Genomic DNA, 11,927 nt, shown 5'->3' with positions numbered 1-11,927 from the left:
TTCAGGGCATATTTATTATTACATTATTTCCATTCTAATTAGTAAGCGAATAATGAGGGTGGGTCAGGATGCCGATTCCAAGTAAGGATGAGTTAACAACGGAGATGAAAGATAAAATAGACTTAGCTTATAAGTCTGCCGTGGATAAGCTCGAGAAAAGAAAGGAAGAGAATATCATGAAGCTAAAAGAAAAACTAGATACTGCTGCCTCAAACTTCAAGTCTAAACTATCAGAGTAAACCTATTCAAGTTGGAGTTATTTTTCTTGTAGCGTAGTAATAGAATGTGAACAACACTAGCATTAAAGCAAGTGCCATAACGAGGAGTCCCCATGCGATCCTTTTATTTGAACCGAAAACAATGGGGATAGGCCCAACTATAACTACAGCTCCTCCCTCAACCTTTCCTCCACTACCCAATGTTAGGTACAGCATGCCTATCAGAATGACGACCATGCCTACGAAAACTAGTATCATCCCCATTTCCTGGGAGTTCAAGGATACCCCCGATGTGAAAAATGGTTGGTGTAGCATTTAAAGAGCTTTGTACTCGTCAAACCACTTATCGTACATTTCAAGCATCTTCTTGTTGACACTGGGCTTCCTCTTTGAGAGTACTAGATCGAAGTCTTTCATGGATACTGGCCTTGGTTTCATCCCCTCTCCTCTGTTTTCAAAGAATTCTCTTACCGTTACCATGTATGCAGCTTGTACCACATCTTTAATGTCACTACCACTGTAACCCTCCATTTTTTCAGCGAGAACGTCTAAATTTACATCACTATCTAAATCTAGTCTATGGGTATATAATTCTAGTATCTTTTCCCTAGTCTCCTTGTCTGGCAAGGGTATGAATATTCTTTTCTGAAATCTTCTTATGAAAGGTTCGTCGAGCTTCCATGGCTTGTTTGTAGCTCCTATAACATATACGTGATAGTTCTTGTCCTTGTCCTGTAATCCGTCCATTTCTTTTAGGAACTGGTTTCTAACTCTAACTTCTCCTCCAACTTCACTGATATTTACACCTATTAAGGCATCTATCTCGTCTATAAATATGATTATGGGAATTCCGGTTTCGGCTTTGGCTCTTGCGTACTTGAACAGCCTCTTAACGTTCTTTTCGCCTTCGCCGAGCCATTTGCTCATAATGCTAGCCGCATCAACATAGAGAAATTCTCCGTCAACTTCATTTGCGATACCAGCTGCAAGCATTGTTTTACCGTTCCCCGGAGGACCGAATAGTAGAATGCCTCGTGGCCAGCCGAGGGGAAACAGGTCAGGGCGTTCTATGGGAAATATTATAGCTTCTCTGATCGCTTGCTTAGCATCATCCAGGCCGGCTATCTCATCGAAGGTTAAGTTTGGCTTCTCTGTTTGCACGAAACCCGGTGGCTTCAAGGTATCTGTATTTGCAGTTTCACGCGTTTTATCATCATCTTCTTGGTTTTCATCATCTTCTATGTATATTTCATCATCTCTATCTCTAAGTGCACCTTGTGGAATCATCATTTTACGTAGAATTGTAACGCGATTTCTATATTTCCTGATGTAGAGAATAAATGTGTCTCTCAGAGGATGATCAGGATAAAGCCTTACAGCCCTCTCAAGTAAAGTTGCAGCCGCCTCATAGTTCCTGATTGCAGCATCATAATTCTTCTTCGAGTCATTTTCAACTGCTGCTAATGCATATCTTTTGGCATGCTCCACGATATATGCTTCACTCAATTCTCTACACCTCACTTGCCATAAAACTCACTAAGCTATCCTGCATAGGTACCTGTGAAGGTGGTTTTACACTATGTTAATAAAAGAGGTAGGGGTTGTTAGGCTTGTTCTTTTTGTAAAAACTTTACTTTTCCTTCTTTTGCTAGCTTGCTTAGTATTTTCTTGGTGTTATCACTTGATATATTGAAATATCTTGCTATGTCAGAGACTCTAACAGGCTTACCCTTGTTTTCAATTAGGTACATATACACTTTGTCCTCTAATTTTGATTCAGGCGGCTCTGGGAAATACAGGTCTCCAACCACCTTGTTTACCTCTTCAGCTGCTGCTCTTGAGGCCTCAAATAGTAAGTCTCTTGCTATTCCGTCGTACCTGGCTCCACTATTCTTAGATTCAGTCTCTGCGATACCGTGCATGCTTCCTATACCAACTTCTACATTGGACTCAAGAGTATGATACCCCTGTATCGCCCTTGCGAGGGATGCGCTAGCCAGTCTGAGCTTCTCATTTGCTGTTGTTGAGGCTCCTTGTAACTGGGGAAGTATGAAGCTTAGAGTCTTTAATATTGGTTCAACGCTCTTGGCTTCTCTGATCCTATATATAGCATTCTCAACTAGATTTGCTATAGTCTTATATGTTACAGCTATTTTTTTCTGGTTATGAATGTGAACGGCAATGTTGACAGCATTATCTTTCTCCTTGTTCCTAAGAGCCCTCTCCATTTCCCTCTTAAGGTCGGTTATCTGATTTAACGTAGTAAAGTAAGCTTGATTTATATTGTCTTTAGCTTCTTCTAGACCTATTAGGACATGCTCATATTCCATGTTTATCCCTGCACTCCCAGATGGATCTGTTCTAAAACCGAATATTTTAGCTATACTCTTTATCATAATATACCACCGTCTCCTCTTCCTTCCAAGACAATAATTACAGTACAATCTACCAATAGGGTATTTGGCACGGTAATACAGGGTTCTTACCTTAGCAGAATTATGGGGGCTCAGCTACCCCAGGGGTGCTATCATTTATTCTAGTTGGCATAACTCACTTCATCGCCCCGAATCTATGTTTTTACATGGATTATAATACTAATGTTCCCCGTAACAAGCGGTTAAATTGTATATACTATTCGATTCAAAGCTCATAAACACGGTGAAGTCCTGTGAGGAAGGTCTGGGGTCTACTAGCGATTATACTAGTTCTTCTAACAGTTACATCTAACATTATACCTGTTTATTCAGTTACAGGTTACAAAAGAGTAGTTACAAGAAGCATTGATGTAGCAGCAGTTCTTGCTGAAGGAGAACAGGGGGGAGAGGAGGTAGGTGTTCTAAGCAGACTTGTTGTAACTGTGGCTTACCCTGGATCCGGGAATGTATATGTATCGACGAACCCTCTCACTATGCTTGATACGCAAGCTGCAGCTAGGATAGCTGCCATGGTTGCCGCTAGAATGGCAGGAGTCGATTTCTGGAAGTACGACTACTTCTATGAGATGAAATCGGATAGCATAATAGTTGGAGGTCCCAGTGCCTCAGCTGCCATGACTGCTTTAACATTGGCATGCATATTAGATACTCCTGTTAGGAATGACACTGTGGTTACAGGAATGATTAATCCTGACGGTACAGTTGGGCCTGTAGGAGGTTTAGAAGGCAAATTACATGCTGTTGCTACTAGAGACAAAGTATTTGTTATACCCGTAGGACAGAGAAATTATACCTATATTATCTACGAGGAGGAGAAACTGCCTTTCGGCTTCGTCGTATATAGACCTGTTAGGAAAACAGTTGATCTCGTGAGACTGGGTGAGAAGCTTGGTGTAACAGTCATAGAGGCTTCTGACATTGAGCAGGTTTATTATTACTTAACTGGGAAACATCTAGCTTCCAGTGAGCTACCTCCAAGTCAATACTATGAAGGTGAGTTCAAACAGATTAGTAATCTGCTGGAGAAGAGATATGAGCAATTAAACGCGACTTACAGTGGGATTGTTACTAAGGCTTCCTCAAATGTTAGAAAATACGCCGAGAAGCTTTATGCACAATCACAAGAACTTTACAATGAATCTGTTACAGCTCCAGTAACCTATGGATTATACCTCCTAGTCGAGGCTGGTGCTAGTTTGGAGAAGGCAAACGCTCTTATTAATGCCTCATTGAATGACTGGGCTGTAACAGGGTTAGTCCAATATGTTTACAACTCCATTAACCAAACTATGAGCATAGTAAATAAATGCAATCAACCTTGTACACCGTTTACCGTAGAATTCAAGACGTATCTAGCTTCCTTGGCAGAGGATTCATTTAACATGTTCAAATCAGCCGTATCACAGCTATCTAATAGATCGGGAAAACTATACCTTCCAGTGTCCATTTTCGGGACTGTGGCAATTACTCCACTCTATACATTAGTGGATGCCCACTGGAAAATAGTTCTGGCTGATATGTTATACACAGCCCTATCCAGCTATGAGGAGAACCCTCCTAGTACGGGAAGACTCGTTACAAGCAATGATGTTAGGAGGGTAGCAATTGAAGAGATAGAAATAGCTAGAAGTATGCAAGGCTACGCTGTTAGCTTAGCCAATGAACTAGGTGTACAACCAAGTTCCCTTGTAAAAGCGCTACAATTCTTCTCGAACGCTACAACAGACTTAAATAGCGGAAAATATTTCAGCTCACTATCATACTCAATGCTAGCCATAGAATATTCAACAATATCATTCATAGAAATGTTCGGATTAAAGGGCCAGCTATACATTCCATCACTCGATAAAATGATTCAAAACGAGCTCTCCTGGTGTTTGAGTAACTATACACTACCAATTGCCTCATATATGCTTTACACTATCTCCAAGAGCTTGATAGATAATGGTCAGACAGAAACTGGTTACATGTTAATGGAAAAATCAATGCTCTATGCAAGCCTCTACACACTACTCTCCAGGGGAGAAACCTTGCAAAACACTACAACATCTACCACGTCAACAAAGTTAAAGCAAAATGAGACATCAACAGGGATTATTACAATAACAATTACAAGGACTCAAGGCACAACCGTAACGAGCATCAAAACTATGACCCAAACACCTGGTGGTTCCCAGACTCTCGGAGCAGCTATAGTCTTCGCTGCTGTAATTCTTGTATTCATCATAGGATATGCTATAGGAAAGTTAGGTAAGAGCTGAAATGGAGACATTAAAAATATCGGTAATAGGAGGAGGATTCGCTGGACTCTACGCAGCATATAGGCTCTCAGAGAAGCATGAAGTCACTCTATACGAAGAAGATGAAAAAGTAGGTCGTCCTAAACACTGTACCGGGCTGATTTCAAAGTGGACTATGGAGAAAATAGGATCTCCTGCTATTGATTCACTGGAGAATTCTTTTAATAAAATAACATTCAAAGCAATATCAACATTAGTCAAGTTCCAAAGAGATACTATAGCTGTAAAACTGGATAGAGTAAAACTAGAGCAAAAACTTCTAATCGAGGCTAGGAAGAATGGTGTCATTACCAGGATGCCTTCAAAGGTAAAGACCGTTACTCCTAGAGGCGAGATACTAACAGTTAATTCTCGTAAAGATAGATTCGATGCAGTAATAATCGCCGACGGACTATCGGGTACAGTGTCAACTAATCTAGGGCTAGATAAGAGTAAATACAGGAAAGTTCTAGGAGTAAATATTGATGTAAAAATAGATCACGGCCTAGACTTAGACGAATTCAACATAGTATTCTCGAAGGAATTTAGAGGATTTTTCGGGTGGATGATTCCTATTACTAAGAATAAAATAGTAGTAGGAGGAGGAAGCACTGAGCTCCTGAGATTAACCAATATTCTTTCAACACTAAAAATTGACGGTGTAATACAAGCCCGATACGGTGGAACAATACTTACAGGACCTCCTGCTGGAAAACCATATAGGGGGCAAGTGTACATTATAGGTGATGCAGCAGGATTAACCAAGCCTTTCACGGGAGGAGGATTATATCCTAACGTAAGAGTTATCAATTGTTTCCAGTCTAATGCAATGGAATATTGGAGTAGATGTCTGGATGATTCGGTGAAGGAACTAAGGTCACAGTTACATATTGCAAGAATTTTCCAAGAAGATCTAATGCCAGATAATATAGCAGATTTACTCAAAATTGCTCAAAAATACAGCATTAGCAAGATGCTCTCAGAGAAACTAGACTACGATAGACATGAAGAATTGATTGCATTACTTCTCTCAAACAAAGTGAAAACAATGAAGGCAGGTATTACATACCTAGCTAAACACCCTCTTATAGGACTCAAGCTAATGAGAAGACTATTATCTACACTCATCATTTGAGGATTTTACCAGTCTCCATGTACCATAAATACAGGTCTAGTACTCCAGGCTCTAACTTCACTATGGAAGCTAACTTTCTAACAACACTCTCAATTTCAAGATATCGCCGTCTGGTAAGCGTTTTAGGACGCTTTATAATATCATACCCGTCGAGAATGTCTAAGATATGGTAATCTAGTATTGCAAGATCAAAGTAACCTACATTTCTAAGGAAATGGCTTGCTTCCTTATAACCAATCCCCTTTACATGGGAAACCAGCCATTCTCTCATAAGGAATGGATTATCTTTCCTTAACAGGGTTTCTTTTAAGGTATTCATATATCTCCTGGCCATAACTATATAATTGCCTCTTGCCTCGGGGAACCTATGGCCGAGTCTTCTAAGATTTACGGCAAGCTCATCCTTGCTACATGTAAAGAAACATTCTTCCAGCTCTTGTTGGATTCTAATACCTCCTTCGGCGGTGTAGTTTGCCGTAAGAATGCAAAAAGCTAGTTCGCTGAACCATCTTCTCGAGTTCTGTCTATTAATCTCCATGAATTCTCTAACTCTCTGTTCTGTTAAAGTGGAGACATCGCTTTTCATGAGAGCCTTAACCTTGCTAGCTAACCTTTCCATTCCACTGTCAGCCAATTAAACCCCTAGTATTCATTTTAAATATGTATTTGAGACTATATTTGAATCTCCTAGGGAGAATGGAAGTGTGTGTATTCTGTAGTATAGTAGAGGGGAAAATCGATTCGTTCAAGGTGTACGAAAACAAGGATTTCATAGTTATCATGGACAAATATCCTGTAAGCAAAGGGCATCTTCTCATAATAACCAAAGATCACTATAATGCTATATCGGAAACTCCTCCGTATGTAGTGGCTGAAGCATTCAAGCTAGCGGGCGGTATAGCAAAGTTCTACAGGAAAGAACTCGGAGTGCCGGGAGTCAACGTCATAGCAAACGATGGTTCTCCAGCGGGACAGGAAATATTCCATTTCCACGTGCATGTTATACCTAGATGGGTTAGAGTGAAAGGATTATTCTCCGGGAGAACAGTTCTAACTAGGGGAGTAGCTGAAGAAGTATATGAAACGCTAAACGGCCTCTCGGAATACCTTGACAAATACCTAAGTTAACCTGCTCTACCCTAATGAAGTAGATAATGTTTAAATAGGTAAAATACTTGGGTTCATATAGCTGGAAATCTCATATGCAAACACCGTGAGGTGAAAGAATATGCCTATAAAAGTCTGGATAGATAGAGACGAATGCATATCTGACATGGTATGTGTCAGCCTTTGTGGAGAAGTCTTTGAAATGAGCGAAGAGGACGGCAAGAGCCAAATAATAGCCCAGTTCAGGGTGAACGATGACGTTAGCCAGGGCGTTGTTCCTGACGACCTAAAAGACTGTGTTGAGAGCGCTGCAGAGAGCTGTCCAGTAAGTATAATCCACTTCGAGGCGCAGTGAGACAAAGGCTCTATAGAGTAATAGGGGGTTTGGACCCCCCTGGCCTATTTTATTATCCTTTGTTCACTTCTTGAGGATCCATTCACTACGGTCTTTGTAATCCATAACAGTTATTCCTAAATCACTAAGTTTATTCCTTATAGTGTCACTCAAATCAAACATCTTATTTCTCCTAAGCTCACTTCTAATTTCTAGAACAAGGTCTACTAGGCTTTTGAATAACTCATAGTCTGTTCCTCTAGTTCCAGGCTCCCTATAGGCGTAAATTTGATTTAACTGATCAATGAAATCCTTAGACAGTATAGTGAGGCCCCCACTTTCTGAGTATTGGAGTTCTCCGTGAATAAATCTAGTAAAATCCCAGACATACTTGATAGCTTCACCAAAGTTGAAGTCATCACTAAGTGCTTTATGGAAGCCCAGTATAGTAGATGAAAGTCTTTTGAAGCGATCAATGTCTTCGTCAGTGTCATAATGACTCTTCGAGGCCTCTATTATTCTTCTCTCTATTATCGATTCTGCACTAACTAGTCTCTCATATAGCCTCTTAGACTGGTTTATAATAGTCTCATTGTACTCAAGATGACTACGATAATGGACAGATAGTATCCATAATCTAATAACAGGAATGCCTAAGTCTTTTATAGCATCTCTTAACGGGATGATATTCTTCAAGCTTTTACTCATTTTTTCTCCTTTTATAGTGAGATAACCGGTATGGAGCCAGTATTTTACCCAAGGCCTGACACCCAGAGCTGCTTCGCTTTGCGCTTTTTCATTCTCATGGTGGGGGAAGATTAGATCTTCTCCTCCTCCATGTATATCTATTCTCTCTCCAAGATACCTTGTAGACATAACAGAACACTCAATATGCCAACCAGGCCTACCTGGCTCCCAAGGGCTTTCCCAGCACGGTTCTCCCTGCTTCCTCTTCTTCCATAAAACAAAGTCATAAGGATGTTTCTTCTCTGACAAGAACTCTTCTTCCTGCCCCCATAGTTCCTTATTCAATCTCCCACTGAGCTCGCCATAATACTTGTATTTATCAACGTCGAAATAGACGCTTCCGTTAGACTCATAAGCGTATCCTTTCTCAAGTAATTTCTCTATGAATGATATTATCTCGTTGATGTGTAAAGTGACGCGCGGATTATAGTGTGGTTTAACCCTTAATTCCTCCAGTAACTCGAGGTATTCTCTCGCATACTTGTCTACTATAGATTCCCATGATTCCCCTGTTTCTTTGCTTTTGTTGATTATCTTGTCATCTATATCTGTAATGTTTTGCACATGTATAACTTTGTATCCTCTGAGCTCAAGGTATCTTTTGATTCCGTCGAAGGAAACATACATTCGGCCATGTCCTACGTGGTTGTGGTCATATACTGTTGGACCGCAAGTGTACATTTTAACTAGGGGAGGGTTGTTCGGTTCAAATTCCTCTTTCCTCCTTCCAAGGGTATTGAAAATCCTTATTTGCACAATAATCAACCACCTAGGCTATAATCATGGATACGTTTGGGCATTAAAACTTATTAGAGAGTCACATTTAGTCTTCCCCGTAAATCATAGAAGGAGTCAAATACACTTATGGTATTCCTGCATGGCTGAGTGGTGCACCTTCTTTACGGGGAAAACTTTAGTCGTGGCTTTATATACTCCATACCTGAGTTTACGGAGTTTAAACAATTAATGATCAAGTAAACAGTTGATCCTTTTCCACGTTTAGCAACAGCGCAGCCATCTTCAGGTGTAGGAGATAAATGGGCATAAACGCGTTTTCCAGGCATTAAACCCTTAGCACGCATACTCATTAGTTTATTCATTCTTGTTCCATGAAATGATGCCTGAGGTTCCACTTCCTCGTATTCCACGCTAACTTCTATGCTATGACAGTACCTTGCTCTTATTTCCCCTGATCTATATTCAAAGCGGAATTTTTAGATCGATTTGATTATTCCAAGTACAATCTCCCTGTCATTTTTACAGTGTTTCCAGGTATATTCCTCAGATTTTGAAGGAGTTCATCTAATTTAACTCAACCAAGCTTATCCATATTTACCTTAATATCTATCGTGTTCTAATCTGAGAAACCTACTCAAAAGCTTACTAACTGTTACAAGTTATTTACCGCTGTAAACCTGTATATAGGGTTTTTGCAACCTTTTTGCTTCAAGTAAACCGATATTCCCTGCTATTAGTCTGGCATCTGTATAGTCTCACTGGAATCTACCTGTAAGAATAATCATTATATCCCTTCTTTCTTAAATAATGAAATTAGGGTAGGCCCCGACAGCCGGCTTTATCCGGCTTGGGATGAAAGGGTCTCTCCCGGCAATTATCCGGTTTACTTGAGGGATACTGTTGCATTTGGTTTGCCCTGGTGGCGATGAACCTGTTAATGGTCTGATTTGCAGTGACGAAGCGAGTATAGCTATACCAAAGGATTACTCTTTTATCGAGGATATAATGAAAAGAATCTCTATGTCAGAAGGATTAACACCTATATTCAATTCTATAGAATATGCAGGTCTTTACTTTAAAGATGAAACGAGGAACCCTACAGGTAGCTTTAGGGATAGATCTGCATTGCCCAGCATCTCATTCTTAGCTTATTCGCATGTTGATAGCATAATTGTATCAGGTGACGGGAACACCTGTGCATCCTATGCTGCGTATGCAACTAGAGCAGGAATATCGTGCACTTCAGTATTGCCTGAAGACAGTGATGTTGTTAAGGTTGAGCAGGTAAGAGTATATGGATGTAAGGCCCTTCTTAAGGGTACTACTATGGATGAGACGCATACTATAGCAGAGAAAATAGGTTCAAAACAGGGTGTAAAACACATTAGAGTGGATAGTGAACCCTATGCTCTTTTAGGACTCGTTGGTCTAGGTCTAGAAATCTATGATCACATCAAAGAGTATTCGTTTGATGCTATTGTAGTTCCAGTCGGTTCTGGTGCCACGTTAGCCTCGATATACACTGCTTTCAATAGAGAAGGTGTTAGGAATGTTAGGATTATAGGCGTTCAAGCAGGAGAAGGTTCTTATGCGTCACTTTTCTCAGGAGATAAACCCACAGAGTCAGATGTACACTATAGTATTAGGTATATGCGTCCCCCTTTACTCAAGGCTTCCTATAAGGCAACGCTCGCTACTAAGGGATGGGGAACATACGTTCCGTTACCACAGGTTTATGAGGAATCTATAAGGTTATCCGGGAGAGAAGGGATATTTGCTGAGCCTGCGGCCGTGGCAGGCTATATTGTTGGAAGGAAACTTGTTAGAGAGAGAAAATGGAAGGTTCTTGTGTTAATAACGAGCACTGGCTTGAAAACTGTTTCTCCCCGCACTCGTTCCTTGATGGGTGAGACTAAGATTGGTATTCTACAGATTCTTAAAAAACATAAGCGTCTTCATGGTTATATGATATGGAAACTCTTAGGTAGCCGCCGTGTTTCCCCTCAAGCGGTTTATTCTAGTTTGAAATGGCTAGAGGAGAAGGGTTTGGTTTCCTCCCTGGTTGTAGGCCGTAGACGTTTTTATCAGATTACCGCTGAGGGTGAGAAAGCACTCGTTATTCTAGGCCATGTGTAATATATCTATATTAGTTATTAAAGATTAATATTTAATAACATATTGTTTTCAATTTTAACAAATCGGTGAAGGAATTGTCATCTAGGGGGTTGGAGGCTAAGATAATAGTCTATAGTGCAATCCTAACAGCCCTAGTCTTCGGAGCGACAATGGTAGCTATGGAAATACCTGCTACAGGAGGCTACTTCAATCTTGGAGAGACGATGGTGTATACCTCTGCAATAATAGGAGGACCACTAGTAGGTGCTGTAGCAGGAGGGATAGGCAGTTCTCTTGCGGATATATACAGTGGTTATGGGAACTATGCACCAGGAACACTCCTTATCAAAGGTTTGGAAGGATTCATAGTAGGCTACATATTCCTATATTTATCTCACAAAGGATCTAAGTGGACAGGAACATACATCCTACCGATCATAGGGCTAGTAGACGCAGGACTTTATTGGCTTGGAGTTCAGTATCTAACAGGAGAAGCAACATTCTACGTATTCAGCAAAACCGTATCCCTCCATGTCGGAGTATGGTTTTGGGCTTTAGTATCATTACTCCTCGCTCTCCCCGCAATATACTTTTACGCAAAAGACGACATAGAAGGGCTTATTATAACCTATAGTATAATACCAGGTGGCTTGGAAATGATCCTAGGATACTATTTATATGAGATAATAATAATAGGTCTAACTCCAGCACAGGCGGGAACAGAGGTACCTTTTAATTTCGGGCAAATGATTATAGGCTTATTTGTCGCATTATACCTAGCGAAAGCCATAAGAGAAGCAGGCGTAAAGGTGTTGTAGC

Annotated in this window: 12 protein-coding genes; 7 read left to right on the top strand and 5 right to left on the bottom strand. The window is 40.5% G+C overall.

The window, feature by feature from the left end:
* The first annotated feature begins 68 nt into the window (after positions 1-68).
* A complete protein-coding gene (locus tag F7B60_03880) occupies positions 69-239 on the top strand; it encodes a hypothetical protein (GenBank protein ID MCE4614649.1) in 171 nt (56 codons plus the stop codon).
* Positions 240-245: 6 nt separating this feature from the next.
* Here F7B60_03880 and F7B60_03875 read toward each other — a convergent pair whose 3' ends face one another.
* The 3 genes from F7B60_03875 to F7B60_03865 form a co-directional block, all read right to left on the bottom strand.
* Positions 246-497, bottom strand: a complete 252-nt coding sequence (locus tag F7B60_03875) for a DUF131 domain-containing protein (protein MCE4614648.1) — start codon at positions 495-497, stop codon at positions 246-248.
* A 36-nt stretch (positions 498-533) separates the two neighbouring features.
* Entirely contained in the window at positions 534-1,724 is a 1,191-nt protein-coding gene (locus F7B60_03870; protein ID MCE4614647.1) for an AAA family ATPase, read from the bottom strand.
* A gap of 98 nt (positions 1,725-1,822) precedes the next feature.
* Positions 1,823-2,614 (bottom strand): hypothetical protein, encoded by a 792-nt coding sequence (locus F7B60_03865; GenBank protein ID MCE4614646.1) that lies wholly within the window; start codon positions 2,612-2,614, stop codon positions 1,823-1,825.
* A gap of 272 nt (positions 2,615-2,886) precedes the next feature.
* On the opposite strand from F7B60_03865, the gene F7B60_03860 reads away from it, so the two are divergent.
* Complete coding sequence (locus tag F7B60_03860) at positions 2,887-4,914, top strand: hypothetical protein (protein ID MCE4614645.1); 2,028 nt, start codon at positions 2,887-2,889, stop codon at positions 4,912-4,914.
* 1 nt (position 4,915) lies between these two features.
* Positions 4,916-6,067: an NAD(P)/FAD-dependent oxidoreductase gene (locus tag F7B60_03855; GenBank protein ID MCE4614644.1), complete on the top strand. Its 1,152-nt coding sequence runs from the start codon at positions 4,916-4,918 to the stop codon at positions 6,065-6,067.
* Here the strand turns inward: F7B60_03855 and F7B60_03850 are convergent.
* Positions 6,060-6,701: an N-glycosylase/DNA lyase gene (locus tag F7B60_03850; GenBank protein ID MCE4614643.1), complete on the bottom strand. Its 642-nt coding sequence runs from the start codon at positions 6,699-6,701 to the stop codon at positions 6,060-6,062. The genes F7B60_03855 and F7B60_03850 overlap by 8 nt on opposite strands.
* Positions 6,702-6,769: 68 nt before the next feature.
* Between F7B60_03850 and F7B60_03845 the strand changes: the two genes are divergently transcribed.
* A complete protein-coding gene (locus tag F7B60_03845; GenBank protein ID MCE4614642.1) occupies positions 6,770-7,195 on the top strand; it encodes an HIT family protein in 426 nt (141 codons plus the stop codon).
* Positions 7,196-7,295: 100 nt separating this feature from the next.
* Positions 7,296-7,529, top strand: a complete 234-nt coding sequence (locus F7B60_03840; GenBank protein MCE4614641.1) for a ferredoxin — start codon at positions 7,296-7,298, stop codon at positions 7,527-7,529.
* Between the two features lie 63 nt (positions 7,530-7,592).
* Here the strand turns inward: F7B60_03840 and cysS are convergent, their stop codons facing one another.
* Positions 7,593-9,014: a cysteine--tRNA ligase gene (cysS, locus tag F7B60_03835; GenBank protein ID MCE4614640.1), complete on the bottom strand. Its 1,422-nt coding sequence runs from the start codon at positions 9,012-9,014 to the stop codon at positions 7,593-7,595.
* Between the two features lie 879 nt (positions 9,015-9,893).
* On the opposite strand from cysS, the gene F7B60_03830 reads away from it, so the two are divergent.
* Together F7B60_03830 and F7B60_03825 are read left to right on the top strand one after the other, a co-directional pair.
* Positions 9,894-11,129 (top strand): pyridoxal-phosphate dependent enzyme, encoded by a 1,236-nt coding sequence (locus F7B60_03830; GenBank protein MCE4614639.1) that lies wholly within the window; start codon positions 9,894-9,896, stop codon positions 11,127-11,129.
* Between the two features lie 74 nt (positions 11,130-11,203).
* Positions 11,204-11,926: an ECF transporter S component gene (locus F7B60_03825; protein ID MCE4614638.1), complete on the top strand. Its 723-nt coding sequence runs from the start codon at positions 11,204-11,206 to the stop codon at positions 11,924-11,926.
* Position 11,927: the final 1 nt, after the last annotated feature.

The organism is Candidatus Tiamatella incendiivivens (assembly GCA_015522635.1).
GTDB classification, from domain to species: Archaea; Thermoproteota; Thermoprotei_A; order Sulfolobales; family Acidilobaceae; genus Tiamatella; species Tiamatella incendiivivens.
Note: the sequence above shows the minus strand (reverse complement) of the source record. Positions and strands in the feature narration are given on the sequence as shown.

What these genes read in the sequence shown, in the direction of transcription:
- F7B60_03880 (MCE4614649.1), top strand. Translation starts at nt 69, where the DNA reads ATGCCGATTCCAAGTAAGGATGAGTTAACAACGGAGATGAAAGATAAA.
- F7B60_03865 (MCE4614646.1), bottom strand. Translation starts at nt 2,614, where the DNA reads ATGATAAAGAGTATAGCTAAAATATTCGGTTTTAGAACAGATCCATCT.
- F7B60_03855 (MCE4614644.1), top strand. Translation starts at nt 4,916, where the DNA reads ATGGAGACATTAAAAATATCGGTAATAGGAGGAGGATTCGCTGGACTC.
- F7B60_03840 (MCE4614641.1), top strand. Translation starts at nt 7,296, where the DNA reads ATGCCTATAAAAGTCTGGATAGATAGAGACGAATGCATATCTGACATG.